This window comes from Acinetobacter genomosp. 15BJ, from assembly GCF_000400715.1.
GTDB lineage: Bacteria > Pseudomonadota > Gammaproteobacteria > Pseudomonadales > Moraxellaceae > Acinetobacter.
In genome coordinates this window covers 110080-125957 of sequence record NZ_KE007351.1, presented here as the reverse complement: position 1 = coordinate 125957, position 15878 = coordinate 110080, and the positions used below count along the sequence as shown (strand labels likewise).

Annotated in this window: 17 protein-coding genes; 11 read left to right on the top strand and 6 right to left on the bottom strand. The window is 41.1% G+C overall.

From position 1 onward, the window contains the following. Positions 1-115: 115 nt before the first annotated feature. Positions 116-460, top strand: coding sequence for a hypothetical protein (locus F896_RS01595; RefSeq protein WP_016165047.1), 345 nt, complete (start codon positions 116-118; stop codon positions 458-460). 56 nt (positions 461-516) lie between these two features. On the opposite strand, the gene F896_RS01600 is transcribed toward F896_RS01595, so the two are convergent. Then, a complete protein-coding gene (locus tag F896_RS01600; protein WP_016165046.1) occupies positions 517-780 on the bottom strand; it encodes a DUF2798 domain-containing protein in 264 nt (87 codons plus the stop codon). A gap of 250 nt (positions 781-1030) precedes the next feature. On the opposite strand from F896_RS01600, the gene F896_RS01605 reads away from it, so the two are divergent. Next, positions 1031-1369, top strand: a complete 339-nt coding sequence (locus tag F896_RS01605; RefSeq protein WP_016165045.1) for a tRNA-binding protein — start codon at positions 1031-1033, stop codon at positions 1367-1369. A gap of 1 nt (position 1370) precedes the next feature. On the opposite strand, the gene lnt is transcribed toward F896_RS01605, so the two are convergent. Continuing rightward, positions 1371-2930: an apolipoprotein N-acyltransferase gene (lnt, locus tag F896_RS01610; protein WP_016165044.1), complete on the bottom strand. Its 1560-nt coding sequence runs from the start codon at positions 2928-2930 to the stop codon at positions 1371-1373. Further along, on the bottom strand, positions 2927-3766 hold the full coding sequence (locus F896_RS01615; protein ID WP_004802396.1) for an HlyC/CorC family transporter: 840 nt from the start codon (positions 3764-3766) through the stop codon (positions 2927-2929). Before F896_RS01615 ends, lnt begins: the two co-directional genes overlap by 4 nt. A 175-nt stretch (positions 3767-3941) precedes the next feature. Here F896_RS01615 and tusA point away from each other — a divergent pair, with 175 nt between their 5' ends. Beyond that, positions 3942-4199 carry a sulfurtransferase TusA gene (gene tusA, locus F896_RS01620; protein ID WP_005278661.1) on the top strand — a complete coding sequence of 86 codons (258 nt, stop codon included), beginning with the start codon at positions 3942-3944 and terminating at the stop codon, positions 4197-4199. Positions 4200-4270: 71 nt separating this feature from the next. On the opposite strand, the gene F896_RS01625 is transcribed toward tusA, so the two are convergent. Continuing rightward, positions 4271-5983 (bottom strand): electron transfer flavoprotein-ubiquinone oxidoreductase, encoded by a 1713-nt coding sequence (locus F896_RS01625; RefSeq protein ID WP_005192081.1) that lies wholly within the window; start codon positions 5981-5983, stop codon positions 4271-4273. A gap of 186 nt (positions 5984-6169) precedes the next feature. Between F896_RS01625 and F896_RS01630 the strand changes: the two genes are divergently transcribed. From F896_RS01630 to F896_RS01650, 5 genes are all read left to right on the top strand, one after another. Further along, positions 6170-6793 (top strand): DUF1285 domain-containing protein, encoded by a 624-nt coding sequence (locus F896_RS01630; RefSeq protein WP_016165043.1) that lies wholly within the window; start codon positions 6170-6172, stop codon positions 6791-6793. Between the two features lie 43 nt (positions 6794-6836). Continuing rightward, on the top strand, positions 6837-7724 hold the full coding sequence (gene murI / locus F896_RS01635; RefSeq protein ID WP_016165042.1) for a glutamate racemase: 888 nt from the start codon (positions 6837-6839) through the stop codon (positions 7722-7724). Between the two features lie 95 nt (positions 7725-7819). Further along, the gene (locus F896_RS01640) at positions 7820-8848 is read left to right on the top strand and encodes a DUF4062 domain-containing protein (protein WP_004802409.1); all 1029 of its coding nucleotides are present in this window, start codon (positions 7820-7822) and stop codon (positions 8846-8848) included. 70 nt (positions 8849-8918) lie between these two features. After that, positions 8919-9935: a ferrochelatase gene (gene hemH / locus F896_RS01645; protein WP_016165041.1), complete on the top strand. Its 1017-nt coding sequence runs from the start codon at positions 8919-8921 to the stop codon at positions 9933-9935. 29 nt (positions 9936-9964) lie between these two features. Then, positions 9965-10609 (top strand): MBL fold metallo-hydrolase, encoded by a 645-nt coding sequence (locus tag F896_RS01650; protein WP_005200394.1) that lies wholly within the window; start codon positions 9965-9967, stop codon positions 10607-10609. Between the two features lie 65 nt (positions 10610-10674). Here F896_RS01650 and F896_RS01655 read toward each other — a convergent pair whose 3' ends face one another. Together F896_RS01655 and F896_RS01660 are read right to left on the bottom strand one after the other, a co-directional pair. Beyond that, the gene (locus F896_RS01655; RefSeq protein WP_016165040.1) at positions 10675-12411 is read right to left on the bottom strand and encodes a hypothetical protein; all 1737 of its coding nucleotides are present in this window, start codon (positions 12409-12411) and stop codon (positions 10675-10677) included. A 269-nt stretch (positions 12412-12680) separates the two neighbouring features. After that, positions 12681-12872: a DNA gyrase inhibitor YacG gene (locus F896_RS01660; RefSeq protein ID WP_004802417.1), complete on the bottom strand. Its 192-nt coding sequence runs from the start codon at positions 12870-12872 to the stop codon at positions 12681-12683. Positions 12873-13228: 356 nt separating this feature from the next. Between F896_RS01660 and F896_RS01665 the strand changes: the two genes are divergently transcribed. The 3 genes from F896_RS01665 to F896_RS01675 are packed head-to-tail and all read left to right on the top strand — an operon-like array spanning position 13229 to position 15771. After that, positions 13229-13873 carry a class I SAM-dependent methyltransferase gene (locus F896_RS01665; protein WP_016165039.1) on the top strand — a complete coding sequence of 215 codons (645 nt, stop codon included), beginning with the start codon at positions 13229-13231 and terminating at the stop codon, positions 13871-13873. Further along, on the top strand, positions 13866-15053 hold the full coding sequence (locus tag F896_RS01670; RefSeq protein ID WP_016165038.1) for a TIGR03862 family flavoprotein: 1188 nt from the start codon (positions 13866-13868) through the stop codon (positions 15051-15053). Before F896_RS01665 ends, F896_RS01670 begins: the two co-directional genes overlap by 8 nt. A 58-nt stretch (positions 15054-15111) precedes the next feature. Continuing rightward, on the top strand, positions 15112-15771 hold the full coding sequence (locus F896_RS01675) for a hypothetical protein (protein ID WP_016165037.1): 660 nt from the start codon (positions 15112-15114) through the stop codon (positions 15769-15771). The last annotated feature ends 107 nt before the right edge of the window (positions 15772-15878 follow it).

Below are 15878 nucleotides of genomic sequence, written 5' to 3'. Positions count from 1 at the left end.
ATTCCCATATTTGATAGTTACAAGAAAAAGAAATTATGCAGAAAAATAGACTATTTCTTTAGATCAAAGCTTTGCATAATAAATTCAAGCCATTGAAATAAGATGTGGAGATCAGATGAAAGCATTTTTTGTGTTGGATGAACTGAATCAGTTTCATTGGGCAATGCTTAAATCTGTATTGCTCATTTTAAGTTTATTGCCTTTTAGTGAAGGAGCTTTAAGCTTGTGGCAAGCTTCGGAAGGAAGTAGTCAAATCATGATCGGATTTTTTGCATTGAGTATGTTGAGTGCATGGTTTGTATTGTGCTTTTTAAGTGCTCTAAAAACCAGTGTCTGGGATAGCCATGAGTTGATTTCTAAATATGAGCAGCTTGTATTTAAAGCCTATCGATATATTCCGATGCTGTTTTTATCCAGTCTCGTGGCGTATTTATCGGTGCAGTTGTCGATTAATTTCTAAGCCGAAGATGTTCAAAAAAACGTAGACCAAAGATCTACGTTTTTTATGGCCTAAATTTAAACTGGTCGAACCAAGAGCATTGTCATTTTACGCACGATAGGTAACACCAAGAGCAGCACAGGAAATGCGATCAGCCAAGAAATTCCCCATGCTGACATCCACGTTGCAAAAGAGAACTGCTCAAAACCCATACTTCTGAGCGTACTGATACAAGACACAATAAAAGTCATAATAATGGACAAGAAGAACGGTAAAACAATGGATACGTAACGATTAGGAATTTTTTGAAAATTAAAAGAAGAAGATTTTGAACTCTGCATTTTTTACTCCGTAAACCAACAAACGCCAGTGCCTTATCCAAGATAAAAAATATCTTGATCAAATAGCTCCAAGCCTTGTTGGAGATATGTTGGCACGTTGATTGACGTAAACGTTTACGGCTTTATGATCAGCAAAATTAATTTAGCATGAAGTTGCTCAATTGAAAATAAAAATAAGCGTATTTATTGAGTCGGATAGATTCGCTATGCTGCAACTGGACTTGAAAAGAGAATAAAGGAAAAGAAAAGCATGCAACAGATCGAGTGGAATGATTTTACTAAGGTAGAGTTACGTGTGGGCCGAATCATTCAGGCGGAAGTGTTTCAACAAGCGCGAAAACCCGCTTATATTTTGCAGGTGGATTTTGGCGAAGAACTTGGAGTTAGAAAATCCAGTGCGCAAATTACCAAGCTGTATCAGCTGGATGATTTGATTGGGAAACTGGTGGTTGCGGTCATCAATTTTCCAAAAAAACAAATCGGCCCGATTCAGTCAGAATGTTTGGTGACGGGTTTTCATAATGCAGAAGGGGATGTTGCGCTTTGTGTCCCAGAGTTTGATGTTCCTCTGGGCACAAAGTTACTGTAATTTATCGACGTGATTTGAAGCTGATATCAACTTTACGCGGACGATAGATCCAACCTACGATCAATAAAAGCAATGAGAAAATCAAGATCGGGTAATCACTTAAACGATTGTAGAGTGTTTGCCCTTGCATGGCAGGTAAGTCACCGCGCAGTACCGCTTCTTGATCCATTGGCGCTTGTTTGACAATATGACCATGCTGATCAATAAATGCGGTCACACCGGTATTGGTGGCACGAATAAACCAACGACCATTTTCTTTGGCACGCATCTGTACCATTTGCAGATGTTGCCAAGGTCCAGCCGTCCCCGTGAACCATGCATCATTCGATACGGTGATTAAAAAGTCACTATTAGAAGCATTACGACGGGTTAGGTTTGGATAAGCCACTTCATAGCAAATGGCGGCTGCCAGTGCATGACCTTTCACATTCAGTGGCTTTTGATTGGCTTCACCACGTGAAAAACCACTCATGCTGACATCATTCTGCATCGCCGGAAGTACCCATTTCAGCATGCCTGACAATGGAATATATTCGCCAAACGGTACTAAACGTTGTTTCTTATACAAGCCAAAGGAGTCGCTACCCGATGCCATAATGCTGTTGTAATACAGCGGCTCACCCACTTGCTGGGATTTGGCTAGATCCCAATAGGGAATACCTGTGACCCAAGCTGTATCAGTTTTCTTCGCCTGTGCCGACATTGCATCCAAGAATTCTTGAATATCGGTCTGGAACATTGGAATTGATGATTCAGGCCAAACGATCAGATCACGGCCCCATTCTGCACGTGTCAGGGTGGCATAGATTTCTAAAGTTTTAATCTGATATTCAGTTAACCATTTCAGATCTTGTGGAATATTCCCCTGAATCAGTGAAACACTCAGCGGTTTAGCTGCTTTAGGCTGCACAAACTGAATAAAACCAGCTCCCCAAGCACCTAATACTAACAGTGCAGAAGGAATTGCCCAGAACCAACGACGATTTAAAATCTCGACTAAGGCACAGGCCAGTACGATTACCACGAAAGAAACGGCATAGACACCAAATAAAGGTGCATAGCCATCGAGTAAACGTTCAGTGAAGGCATAACCTGCAAATAACCATGGGAAACCGGTGAATACCCAAGTTTTTGCCCACTCAAATAACACCCAGAGAGGGGCGAAGGTTAACGGTGTTTCTGGGAAGAAGCGACGATACAACCAGGTTTGAAACGCCGTAAATAAGCCCATTGCTGCTGCCATAAAGACAATCATCAAAATACTTAAAAAGGCATTGGTATCGCCATAGGTATGGATTGAGGTATATAGCCAGAACGCACCGACAAACCATAAACCAAAACCATAGGCCCAACCCAGCGCAAAAGCTTGGCGTGGGCTACGTTGACGTAATACCGCATACAATAGTGCAGGCGACAGAATCGCAAGCCACCAAAAGTAATATGGGGCTAAAGCCAAACTAAAGATTGCTCCTGAAATCAGTGCAATCAACAGTGGAAAAATAAAAGGAAGCTGAGTTTGTGCTTGAGATGGATTTAACAGCTTCTCAAAATAGGTTCTCATTGACGGACAGCTCGAATCAGATGGATAGTGCGTGCATCTGCTTCAATAATGGTAAATTGCCAATCTCCAAGCTCAATGGTTTGACCTTGTAAATCGCTCACTAAACCAATCTCTTGCAGCAGTAAACCGCCCATAGTTTCAACTTCATCGTCAGAAAAATCTGCATCTAAAATAGTGTTGAAGTGTTCGATTGGTGTAAGTGCTTGCACAATCCAGGTATTGGCTGTGGTTGGGTCATTGTCTGGGACGATATATAGTGCTTCTTCATCTGCGATATCGTGTTCGTCTTCGATCTCACCCACAATCTCTTCAAGAATGTCTTCGAGGGTAACTAAACCCGATGTTGAGCCATATTCATCAATCACGATGGCAATATGGGTCTGGGTATTTTTTAACATGCGTAGCACTTGGTCTGAGCGTGCACTTTCAGGCACGAAAACAGGCTGACGCATCAGTGAGCGAATATCGACTTTGACATTGCGCTCGGTTAAGAAGGGCAATAGATCTTTCGCTAATAAGATACCAACGACATTATCCGTTTGATCCGCAGAGAATACTGGGAAGCGCGAATGTGCCGAATCAATCAGCACATGCAGAATATCAAGTAATTGATCATCTTCCTGCAAGCTGATAATCGCTGTACGCGGTGTCATGACTTCTCGAATCTTGGTTGCTGGCAGATCGAGAACACCCTCAAGCATAGCAACAGTATCTGGCTCTAAAAAGCGACGTGAGTCTTGAACTAACTTGAGTAATTCATCGCGGGTTTCAGGTGCGGTACCTAACCATTTTCTTAAGCCACGCATACCCCACGATGGACTGGATTCCTCGACCATGATCTTTCCTAAAGACTCTCTATATCAATTAGATGATTTTCATCATACCGAAGATAAAGCGGATATGCATCAATAATACTATGTAAAAAACGTACAGTTTTTCAAAAATCTGCTGATGATTTTCATATCAGCAGTTTATGCTAAAATGTGAAAATTCGAATATTTGAGTTTTATGATGTCTGAACAACCAAAACTTCCTGCTGTTCAAATCAATACGCGAGGTTTACGTTGCCCTGAACCTGTGATGATGTTGCATCAAGCCATTCGCAAAGCCAAGTCGGGCGATATTGTTGAAGTATTGGCTACAGATCCATCAACATCATGGGATATTCCAAAATTTTGTATGCATCTAGGACACGAGTTGGTATTGAAAGAAGAAAGTCTGGATGAAAACAGTAATACTGAATATCGTTATTTAGTGCAGAAAGGGTAAGTGTCATTTCAGCCAAATAAAGCGAAAGCATAAAAAAATCCGAGTCTAAACTCGGATTTTTTTATTTTGAATTACATGTTCGGGTAGTTTGGACCACCGCCGCCTTCAGGCGTTACCCACGTAATGTTTTGTGATGGGTCTTTGATATCACAAGTCTTACAGTGTACACAGTTCGCAGCGTTGATCTGGAAGCGTTTAGAACCATCATCATTTTCCATGATTTCATAAACACCAGCAGGGCAGTAGCGTTGAGCTGGCTCATCCCATTTTGGTAGGTTTACATCCACTGGAATAGATGGATCAGTCAACTTCAAATGAGCTGGCTGATTTTCTTCATGTACAGTATTTGATACGAATACAGAAGATAAACGGTCAAAGGTCAACTTGCCATCTGGTTTTGGATAGTTTGGTTTAAACGTTGAAGCATCCACAGTTTTAAGCACTGCAAAGTCTTGTTTAAGATCATGCAAAGTGAATGGCACTTTAAAGATGTTTTGATCGATAAAGTTAAATGCGCCACCAATCCATTGACCGAACTTATGCATCGCTGGACCAAAGTTACGCGAGCTATATAACTCTTCTTTTAACCAAGAATTGTTATATTTATCTGTGTAAGCAGTTAATTCTTTATCGAAGTGGTCTTCGCCTTCAAGCACACGTGCAATCGCAAGATCGCCACCTTTTGCAACACCCGCTGCAATCGCTTCAAAGACTGCTTCACCACACAACATGCCTGATTTCATTGCAGTGTGTGAGCCTTTGATTTTTGAGAAGTTCAAGAAACCAGCATCATCACCAATCAAGCAACCGCCTGGGAAGGTAAGTTTAGGTAAAGCATTGAAGCCGCCTTTGACTACTGCACGAGCACCGTAAGAAATACGTTTGCCACCTTCAAGGAATTGCTTGATGGTTGGGTGTGTTTTCCAACGTTGCATTTCCATGAATGGGTACATGTGTGGATTTTCATAAGATAAATCGACGATCATGCCCATGGTGACTTGATTGTTTTCTGCGTGATATAACCACCAACCACCAGTAGAACCTGTTTCAGACAAAGGCCAACCAGCGCCATGCATCACTAAACCTGGTTTATGTTTTGCAGGATCAATTTCCCAAAGTTCTTTAATCCCGATACCGTAATGTTGCGGATCAGCATCTTTATCTAGATTGTATTTGGCAATCAGACGCTTACCGAGGTGACCGCGGCAGCCTTCAGCAAATAAAGTATATTTGGCATGTAGTTCATAGCCAGGCGTGAAGTTATGTGTTGGCTCACCATTTTTGCCAATCCCCATATCACCTGTTTGGATGCCTTTTACCGTACCATCTTCATGATAAAGTACTTCAGCAGCAGCAAAACCCGGGAAGATTGAAACTTCAAGTTCTTCGGCTTTTTGACCTAACCAGCGAACAACGTTACCAAGAGAAACCACATAGTTTCCATCGTTGTGCATTGATTTCGGCACCATCCAATGCGGCATTTTTTGTGCTTTGCTATCAGATAGTAAGAAATATGTTTCGTCGCCCGTTACAGGGACATTCAGTGGCGCACCTTCTTCTTTCCAGTTTGGAAATAATTCGTTCATGGCACGTGGTTCAAGTACAGCACCAGAAAGGATATGCGCACCTACTTCAGAGCCTTTTTCAACAACACATACAGAAAGATCAGGTAGGTTGTTTTCAATCGCTAATTGACGAATTTTAATCGCAGCAGATAAACCCGAAGGTCCTGCGCCAACGATCACTACGTCAAACTCCATCGCTTCACGTTCGATGTGTTCCATGTAGGACTCCTCATATTTTTAAGGGTGGCAACCGTAATATTGCGATTCGGTGCTGCCATGAGTGTTCTGAATTGCCGAACACAAATGATAGTATGTGCTCGCAAACGTTTGGGCTAGTATAGTTTTAAACCTTGGTCTCGCCAATTGGCTGAGCGGTCATATTTTCTCGTCATCAAGGCATAAACTATGATAAATGAAAATGATTCTCCACAAAACCCTTTAGAAAATCAGGGAAAAATCATGTTTTCTGATGATAAAAACTTAATCGACATTGCACAATACATAAAAGATGTACAGCAAAGTCACAAAAGGTCAATTCCCCCATTGGACCAGTGGCATCCAAAGCATTGCGGCAAAATGGATTTACGCATAAAAGCCAATGGCGAATGGTGGCACGAAGGTCAATTGGTCAAACGACAAGCGTTACTCGACCTGTTTAGCAAAGTCTTGTGGAAAGAAGATGGCAAATTCTATCTCAAAACCCCAGTTGAACAGATTGAAATTGAAGTCGAAGATGAGCCTTTGCTCGTTAATCAGGCAGATCAGGTGGAAATAGAGGGTAAAACCTATTTGCAACTGACGACAATCAATCAGGATGTGGTGATTGTTGATGAGCAACATCCCATTTTTATGCGTGGATATGACGGTGAGTTAAGGCCCTATGTGCATGTTCGCTTTGGTATGAATGCATTGATTCAGCGTCAGAGTTTTTATCATCTCGTGAACTATGGCAGTTTGTCTGAAAATGCACAGGGCGAGACGGTTTTAACACTAAAAAGTGGTGATTTGGTCTTGCATTTGAGCACCTGAGGTTTAAGCTTAAAAGAGCGAATAAACCAATGCCTAAGTGTGTATGACAGCTGTTCAATCGATGCCTCTTTTACTCAATCCTATGCCACATGCATCATCAGATGCTCCTATTGGTGTTTTTGATTCAGGGGTAGGTGGATTGTCGGTCGCGCAGGAGATTGCCCGACATTTACCCAATGAGCGGATTATCTACTATGCAGATACAGCCCATGTCCCGTATGGGGCACGTAGCGATCAGGAAATTCGCCAGCTTACGGCTCAAGCAATTGAATGGCTGTATCGTCAAGGCTGCAAAATTGCGGTAGTCGCATGTAATACAGCTTCGGCATTTAGTTTGGATTATTTACGTGACCATTATGGTGAACGATTTCCAATTGTTGGTTTAGTGCCTGCATTGAAACCAGCAGTGATTCAAACCCAGTCAAAAGTTGTAGCAGTACTGGCGACACCTGCAACCTTTCGCGGTCAGTTGATTAAAGATGTTATCTCTAAATTTGCAGAACCTGCTGGTGTCAATGTTTTAACAGTGACGAATTTAGAATTGGTGCCGTTTGTTGAAGCCGGTCAGGAGATGAGTCAGGCGTGTTTAAATGTCTTGCAACAGATACTTCAACCTGTGGTTGAGCAGGGGGCTGATTATTTAGTGTTGGGATGTACGCACTATCCATTTCTAAAACAAGCAATTCATCAGATTTTTGCAGAAAAATTAAAATTAATTGATTCTGGACAAGCAGTTGCACGACAAACAACCTATATTTTAATTAAAAATGGGTTATTATGTGACAAATTGCGTCATAATATTACACGTATTGAATGTTATGTCAGTGGTAACAATGCTGTCGCACTGCAATCAGTCCTTCAGCACCTTATACCAGAACAATTAACATGGAAAGTTAGAAATTTGGATGATCTAGGTGTTTCCCATATCTAAATCGAGCCAGTTTTATATATTTTATTGGGGTTAGCTGTTAATAAAAATCAAGATGCATACTTGATATTATTGATAAATGAATTGGGGCTTCGCCTATGCAAGATACTCGTTATCAAGTCTTTATTTCTACCTCTGGCAATGAAATGCAACCAGAGCGAGCGGTTTTGGCACAAACTCTTGTGGGAATGGGATTCCTGTCTTGGGGTTTAGAGCAACGTACGCCTTTAAGTACATCAATTGCCCGTCGTCAAATTGATGATTGTGATTATGTGGTGATTCTCTTGGGCAGCCAATATGGCGAGCAGTCGGTTTCAGGTGTGGGCTATATGCATCTGGAATACATTTATGCGATGACTAAACAGAAGCCCGTGATTGTGTTTATGCATGAAGATCCCGAATCGCGTGATACAAAACTACATGATCACAAATCCGAATTAAAAGAAAAATTTAAAGAGTTTAGAAAGCAGCTTCAACATGAAGTCGATCAAGTCTTTTGTTATCGCACATTAAGAGATTTAGAACTCGCTGTTCGTTCAAGTATGCCGCAGATGTTAGAGCGTTATCCTGTCGTGGGGTGGGTGCGTCCGCAAAACACACAGGTACTACGTGATGAAATTGATGCATTGCGAGCCAAAGTCAAACAGCTGGAAACAGAGCTCGGTAATCGTGAAACAGATCCATTGACCAATGTTGCTAAAGTCTCGATGCATGAACTGTATTCTTTTGAGTATCGCATGCATGCTTATCAGGATGGTAATTTCAAAGAAGTTAAACCACACCGTAAAATGACGTGGGCACAATTACTGAATGTTTTGGGCTCGGCTTTTGTCATTCCAACACCTGAAGAATATTTTTCTAAACGCATGAATGAATATTTAAATGAAACGGGTCTGGAAGATGCACGCAAAGAGATGCCAAGGGCACATGCGGTTTCTCGTGCTCAAGTCAATATTCGGGCGTTGCATGAGATTAAATTGCAGATGCGTCAAAATGAATGGATCATGCCGACAGGACGCGATGATCGTCAGCGTATGCTGTGGCAACTGACGGCAAAAGGGCAGAAATTGTTGGAAAGTAATGTTTTGGACAGTAATCGGGTTTTTCAGTTTAAGACCATGCATTAATTCAATTTAGAAAAAAGCGCTAAAACTGCTAAAGTAATTGAATGAATTCAATGAAAAGCGGATGTGGTCTATGTTAGCGACACAAAAACCTAAAGTGACAGTGATTCTGGCAAATTTAGGCACGCCCGACGAAGCCTCTGTGCCTGCTGTACGACGCTTTCTAAAGCAATTTTTATCTGATACGCGTGTGATTGAGATTCCAAGATTACTTTGGTGGATCATTCTACACTTATTTGTCCTGACCTTTCGTCCAAAACGTGTGGCCGAAGCTTATGCTTCGGTTTGGTCAAATGACTCGCCAATGCGTGAAATTGTATTGGAACAAACACTGCTGATTAAGCAGCGTTTACAAGAAGAAAATCATCAGTTCGATCTTAGCGTTGTTCCTGCAATGACCTATGGTCAACCCAGTATTCATGATGTACTTGATCAACTGGCGCAGACACCACAAGAGCATGTCATTTTATTACCCCTGTTCCCACAATATTCTGCGACCTCAACTGCACCTTTATACGATGCCTTTGCCAGATGGATTCCACAGCAGCGTCATTTGCCAGGCATTACCTTGATTAAGGATTATTATCAGCATCCTCTGTTTATACAGGCATTGGTAGATAGCGTATTAAACTATCAATTGCAGCATGGAAAACCTGAAAAATTACTCATGTCGTTCCACGGCATTCCTCAGCCTTATGCAGATAAAGGTGATCCTTATGCCGATCGTTGTCGAATGACCGCGCGTCTAGTTGCGGAGGCTTTACATCTACAAGAGCATGAATGGGCGATTAGCTTCCAGTCAAGATTTGGTAAGCAAGAGTGGGTCAAACCGTATACCGACCAACTATTGCAACAATGGGGTGAGCAAAAAGTACAGTCCGTACAAGTGATTAGTCCTGCATTTTCAGCCGATTGTCTGGAAACACTAGAAGAGTTGGCAATGCAAAATAAAGAGATTTTCCAGCATGCAGGTGGTGGCGACTATGCCTATATTCCTGCCTTGAATGCAGATCAGGCGCATATAGATTTGCTTGCTAGTCTGGTTCAGGCTAATCTTGATGCACTCACTCATACCTTAGCCCATCGTTAAATCGACGCTTTATTTCGCCAGAGGTTTCTATGCTACAAGTCAAAATTGTCCCTGTTACTGCGTTTGCCCAAAACTGCTCAATCTTGTGGGACAGTGAAAGCAAAGAAGCGATTTTGATTGATGCGGGTGGTGATGCCGCGGTACTTAAAAAAGAAGTAGAAACCTTGGGCTTAAAGGTGAAAGCACTATGGTTGACCCATGGGCACCTTGATCATGCAGGTGCAGTCGGTGAGTTAGCTGAAGCGTGGAAGATCCCTGTGATTGGTCCACATAAAGAAGATCAGTTCTGGTTGGACATGATTCAGGAAGTCTCAGCGCGTTATGGTTTTCCAATTCCTCAACCTGTTAAAGTCGATCAATGGTTAGAAGGCGGGGAAGTATTAAAATTGGGCGAGGATGAATTTGAAGTCCGTTTTGCTCCAGGTCATACCCCTGGACATGTGATGTTCTATAATGCCAAACATGGTTTGTTATGGACAGGTGATGTGCTGTTTAAAGGTTCGATTGGACGGACTGACTTTCCAAAAGGCAATCACCAACAGTTGTTAGATTCGATTCAACGCGAATGCTTTAGCCTGCCAGATGAAACGCAATTTATCTCAGGCCACGGACCCATGAGCACCATCGGTTATGAAAAGCAGTTTAACCCTTTTGTGGCAAGCAAAGCGGGTTAATTCGATATTGTGGGCCTGTGTATAAATCAGTGTTTATACACAGGGCAAGCTTGTTTTATAACCGACTAAATGCTTTCTAGCCATTTTTGATTGGCTAAGTTCAAATCAAAATTCAAACTATTACAAATACTTTGTAAATCAAAAGACGCTTTATCTTCTGGAATCTGAATCAAAATCGGTAGGCGGGTAATACCATTGTCTCCTGTTGGGAAGGCATAATGCCGTTCTTTATGATTGATTGAAATCAGTGATTCAAATTCTAAATATACAATCAGTGATGGAAAGCGCCGTTGAATGCGAATAATTTCCTGATGCGCATGTCTTTTGATTCGTGAGGTTTTCTCTTTTAACTTAATAATATTATCTTTTATTTTCTGTGGTTTATTGAGCAGCTTACTGAGAAAAGACACGCTTTGTTTCAGTTGACGCTGATTCTCTTTTAACTCTGAAAATGCATCTTTATATTCTTGTAAACAACTAATACTTAAGTCTTTGAGGATATTGGTCGGCTCTAATGCTGCTGTATGATGCTTTTTCCAGTCATCATAAGAAAACACGGTAAATACATCGCTATGGCGTTTTTGCAATAAGGTGGCGTAGGATTTAAGTCGCGCGATAAATAGATTGACCTGCTTATTTAGGATAATTGAAGGTTGTGATTGAAAGGCAATAAAATGGCTAATCAGATCATCCAAAGTTTGTTTGACGCTAATGTAAAGATAATGACATTCATCACTATGATGCACTGCATGTTTTAAAGCATCTGCGATCGGTTCAAGAATATTGCGACAGAGTTTCTGTTCAAAATCAATTAGTCGTTGTTCAACCAGTTTTTCAATAAAGACGCCGTGGGGATTGAGCGGTTCCATCAAAAAGGGAATTAGAGTTTTATTGGCATAAAGCTCGATATGACGAACAATATCAGAGACATAGTGATTGACCTGTTTATCAATAGTAATGATGTGATCCATTTGCCATCGGAATTGCTGATGCTGTGATTCATCTTCGATTTGGTCTAAAGCTAAAAAAGCAGCATTGAAGTAAATATTTTCACAGGCTTCAAATTTTTCTTCTTGCAAAAAGCGTCGAATCGAAAAAGTATTTGCGATCCCTTCTTTGCTCGGTGCGAGTGCAAAAATATATTGAGACGTTTTAACAATATCGAGCTGTTTTGTTTTTTGCTGTTGGAATAAAAAATATTTAAGAATATGTGGCTTTTCTTCGCGTAACTGATGAGCACGAATAATGTTAAAGGAATATTTGAGCAGCTGTTGTTTCAAAAACACTTCAGTAATAAAGGTTTTGATGACACCCGTATTGATATGTCTTTGATTGGCAGGTAATTGAATAATTTCTTTCTGCAAAATGATTTGTGCAGAGGCATAGATGAACTCTTTTAACACCTGTTTTTTCTGTTCTTGTAGATCAAAGTCATCTTCTGTATTGATGCGGTTAATCTGACCGAGCATATTTTCTAAATAGTCGGAGATGGCATAAATATCTTGGTATTGTTTTAATTTTTCCAAAGAGTTGGCAATGGTTCTGACTAACACTTTCATCGGCGCATCTTGAATTTTTTCTGCCAATAGGTGGATGTCATGCTTGGCAAGATAAGAAAAGCTTTGCTCTTTTCGATTCCAGTGAATCTTTTTGAGTTGCAAAATCTGCTGACAGATATTTTCACGGTCTTCAGCAAGGCAGGTGGAAAAAAGTGTTTGTAAGCTTAGCTGCCAATTGGCATCTAGATTTGGATCAATTTGAGTGACTAAAACCCTGAGCTGATAAGGAATAGATTGATTCATTATTACATCCTAGTAAGTCTAAATATTTTTATTAAACAAACTGATCCCTATAAAATTTTGATTAAGGTTGGACCAGTATGAGATATAAGTTGTCGTGAGTTATTTGCTATTTTTATTCATTACAATGTTTGAATTAAGGGTTACACAAGGTCAAAAAAAAGTAAATTACTGTGATGTAATTCACATATCTAAAATATGTAAATTTTTATTAAAATGCATCAATCTGGATTGGGGAAAAACTTTCTAGTGATTGAAAAGAATGAAGATGATTAATCTTCATAATCATCTTCATTGCGTTTTTGATCTGCTTGTGGTGCATCCTGAGTCGGCAGTTTGTATTCATCACTGGCCCAAGCACCGAGATCAATCAACTTACAGCGTTCCGAACAGAAAGGACGAAATTGATTACCTTCCCAAGTGCTGGCTTCACCGCAACGCGGGCAGGGGAATGTACGTGGCATAGAAAATTCCTAAAACAAAGAGGGTTTGTTGACATTTCAACCATGCATTGCGTTATTAGCTAAAACGACATAAACAAGGCATGAAACGTAGACAATGGCGATTCCCTTGTCAAGTTTCATAACGAAGTTTAGGGAGGTTTTAGCCATAACCCTATGGGACAGGAGCATTTTTTGCTGCTACTGTGTTATGACTTATTCATTTAAAATAGCTAAACTTCATAAGTCATGCCTTGCATCAGCTAAAAAATGCTCTCTGTCGCAAGCATTTGTGAAATGTTAACAAACCCTAAATAGATTAGGCAAAAGTAAGGTGAGTTGTTAGACTTATGCCGATTTCTAGATAGTTTGATGAGATTATGTCGATTCGTCAATTTCAAGCACAACGTATGCAAGCCCCTCGTGATTTTATTGCCATTCCCAATACGCCGATCTGCGTTGAAATTGGGGCAGGAAAAGGCAAGCACGCCTTGTTGTTTACGGGGCAAAATCCGCACACCACGTTGTATGCAATTGAGCGAACCAAAGAAAAATTTGTGGCAATGCAGAAACAGCATCAATTAGAACCACGTGAACATTTAAATCCGATTCATGCGGATGCACTTCCTTGGGTGGTGCATGCCTTATTCCCTGCACAAGTCGAACAATTTTTCATTCTCTACCCGAATCCAGAACCGCATAATCCTGCGCAGCGTTGGCTGAATATGCCATTCTTTGAGTTTCTACTGTCTCGTCTTCAGCCGAATGGCACAATTACTTTGGCGAGTAACATTCCTGAATATATTGATGAAGCAGAACAGCAATTGATTGAATTGTGGAAACTGCCGTATCAAAAGCAAAAAATTGCAGCGGATTCTGCCCGAACGCATTTTGAAATTAAGTATTTAGAGCGCGGCGAGTTGTGCCAACAGTTGATCATTCGAAGACCAGAAGGCTATGCAACTCGCTTTGATGATTTTGGACCATTACAAGGTCAAAACGCTCAAGAGCAAGCTGATGCCTAAGCGTGTTGCAGTTATTGGTGCAGGTCCAGCAGGTTTGATGGCTGCTGAAGTTCTAAGCCAATATGACTATGAAATTGATGTGTTTGAACAGAAACCTTCTGCAGCACGCAAGTTTTTAATGGCGGGCAAAACAGGTTTAAACATTTCACATGCTGAGCCTGTCGATACGTTTATACAACGTTATGATCATGCAGAATGGCTGGGTCCATGGATTAAGCAATGGGACGCGCAGTGGATTCAAAACTGGATGCAAGGACTTGGGATCGAATCTTATATTGGTAGTTCTGGTCGAGTTTTTCCGATTGAAATGAAAGCTGCTCCCTTACTCCGTGCGTGGTTAAAACGATTAATGACTGATGGTGTGCGTTTTCATTATCGCCATCGTTGTGTGGATTTATCCAATAATCAACTCACGATTGAGAGCCAGACCCAGCGCTTTAGTGCAACTTATGATGCCATTATTTTGGCCTGTGGGGCGGTGTCATGGTCACAATTGGGCAGTGATGGTGCTTGGCAGCCATGGCTCTCAAAAAATGAAATTGAGCCTTTCCAAGCCAGTAATGCAGGTGTGCTGAAAACATGGTCGCCGTTCATGCAGGAGTGCTTCGGTCAGCCGCTGAAGCGTGTTAATGCATGGGTGCAATCCGAACAGCAAACTCATGGCGATATCATCATTAGTCATTACGGCTTTGAGAGTGGTGTGATTTATAAATTGGGTCGTGATCTCAGAGCACAGCTTGTCCAAGAACAGCGTTTACAATTACATCTGGACCTACTGCCTGATGTCAGCATTGATCAATTAGAAAAGAAATTACAGGGCAATAAAAAGCAGTCTCTTACCAATCTCTGGCGTAAAGCAGGTTTGGACACTGTCAAAATTAATCTACTTCGAGAAATTGTCGGAAAAAGCTTGTGGGCGGATGCCAAGCAAATGGCTCAGCAGATTAAGCAGCTGAGTATTCCTCTAGATGGCTTCCGTCCAATCGAAGAGGCCATTAGCTGTGCAGGTGGGGTAAAGCAAAGCGCTGTATCGCCACAACTGCAATTGCAATCTAATCCCTATGTCTTTTGTTGTGGTGAAATGCTGGACTGGGATGCGCCAACAGGGGGATATTTACTGACGGCTTGTTTCGCAACTGGGCGTGCGGCGGCAGAAGGCGTAAATACATTTATCAAATGATAAAATAAGCTAAAATACTGAAATAAAAATAATCTAAATTAATTTATGAAGAGGGTATATGAATATTGAGCCGACTGTGGAAACACAAAGCAATGAGATCATCAAACCATTTCAACTGAGCAACTTATTCCGCTTGTTTTTCCAACCGAAAAAGTTTTTTGCTCAGTCTAAAAATTATCATCATCAAAGTATCATTTTTGCAGCTTATCTGATTGGTATCGTTGCGGTCATGGATCGGGTTGATCAAAAATTATTAAGTGCTGAAACAGGTGAGATTAGACCACTGATCGACTGGATTACAGCATCCTGGTTGAGTTACTGGTTATGGGTGTTGGGCATAGGAATTATTTCAGCAGCGATTGCGTGGTTAGTACAAGGCTGGTGGTATAAAAAAAGATTACAGTTTTCAGGCGCAAAAGAGGCTGATCCACAACTTGCCCGACACGTGTATGTATTGCAATCCTTGGTCTTTGTATTGCCGATTGTGATTACAACGGTGATCCAAACGTTTTTATATCCAAATTATTTGGAAGCCTATAATTATTCTACCTTTTTGGGATTCATTCCAGTTCCATTTTTATTCTTATCGTGTTGGGTGAGTTACCGTGGGGCTACACAAGTGTTTCCTACCAATGGATGGGCAAAGTTTTGGTTTTTGGGATTACCTATCCTGTTCTATATTTTAATCATTGGCGTATTTACTGCCCTCATCAGTTGAGTTTAAAAGGGCTGTGTGATTTCTCTTAAATCTGGTCATATTTCTTGAGCAGATTTGCCTTGTGATCTAGCATTTAAAAATGCTAGTTTTGAGTAAATACGCATCAG

What these genes read in the sequence shown, in the direction of transcription:
- F896_RS01605 (WP_016165045.1), top strand. Translation starts at nt 1,031, where the DNA reads ATGCAACAGATCGAGTGGAATGATTTTACTAAGGTAGAGTTACGTGTG.
- tusA (WP_005278661.1), top strand. Translation starts at nt 3,942, where the DNA reads ATGTCTGAACAACCAAAACTTCCTGCTGTTCAAATCAATACGCGAGGT.
- F896_RS01660 (WP_004802417.1), bottom strand. Translation starts at nt 12,872, where the DNA reads ATGCCACGTACATTCCCCTGCCCGCGTTGCGGTGAAGCCAGCACTTGG.
- F896_RS01665 (WP_016165039.1), top strand. Translation starts at nt 13,229, where the DNA reads ATGTCGATTCGTCAATTTCAAGCACAACGTATGCAAGCCCCTCGTGAT.
- F896_RS01640 (WP_004802409.1), top strand. Translation starts at nt 7,820, where the DNA reads ATGCAAGATACTCGTTATCAAGTCTTTATTTCTACCTCTGGCAATGAA.
- F896_RS01655 (WP_016165040.1), bottom strand. Translation starts at nt 12,411, where the DNA reads ATGAATCAATCTATTCCTTATCAGCTCAGGGTTTTAGTCACTCAAATT.
- F896_RS01675 (WP_016165037.1), top strand. Translation starts at nt 15,112, where the DNA reads ATGAATATTGAGCCGACTGTGGAAACACAAAGCAATGAGATCATCAAA.
- F896_RS01600 (WP_016165046.1), bottom strand. Translation starts at nt 780, where the DNA reads ATGCAGAGTTCAAAATCTTCTTCTTTTAATTTTCAAAAAATTCCTAAT.
- murI (WP_016165042.1), top strand. Translation starts at nt 6,837, where the DNA reads ATGACAGCTGTTCAATCGATGCCTCTTTTACTCAATCCTATGCCACAT.
- lnt (WP_016165044.1), bottom strand. Translation starts at nt 2,930, where the DNA reads ATGAGAACCTATTTTGAGAAGCTGTTAAATCCATCTCAAGCACAAACT.
- F896_RS01595 (WP_016165047.1), top strand. Translation starts at nt 116, where the DNA reads ATGAAAGCATTTTTTGTGTTGGATGAACTGAATCAGTTTCATTGGGCA.
- F896_RS01670 (WP_016165038.1), top strand. Translation starts at nt 13,866, where the DNA reads ATGCCTAAGCGTGTTGCAGTTATTGGTGCAGGTCCAGCAGGTTTGATG.
- F896_RS01615 (WP_004802396.1), bottom strand. Translation starts at nt 3,766, where the DNA reads ATGGTCGAGGAATCCAGTCCATCGTGGGGTATGCGTGGCTTAAGAAAA.
- F896_RS01650 (WP_005200394.1), top strand. Translation starts at nt 9,965, where the DNA reads ATGCTACAAGTCAAAATTGTCCCTGTTACTGCGTTTGCCCAAAACTGC.
- F896_RS01625 (WP_005192081.1), bottom strand. Translation starts at nt 5,983, where the DNA reads ATGGAACACATCGAACGTGAAGCGATGGAGTTTGACGTAGTGATCGTT.
- F896_RS01630 (WP_016165043.1), top strand. Translation starts at nt 6,170, where the DNA reads ATGATAAATGAAAATGATTCTCCACAAAACCCTTTAGAAAATCAGGGA.
- hemH (WP_016165041.1), top strand. Translation starts at nt 8,919, where the DNA reads ATGTTAGCGACACAAAAACCTAAAGTGACAGTGATTCTGGCAAATTTA.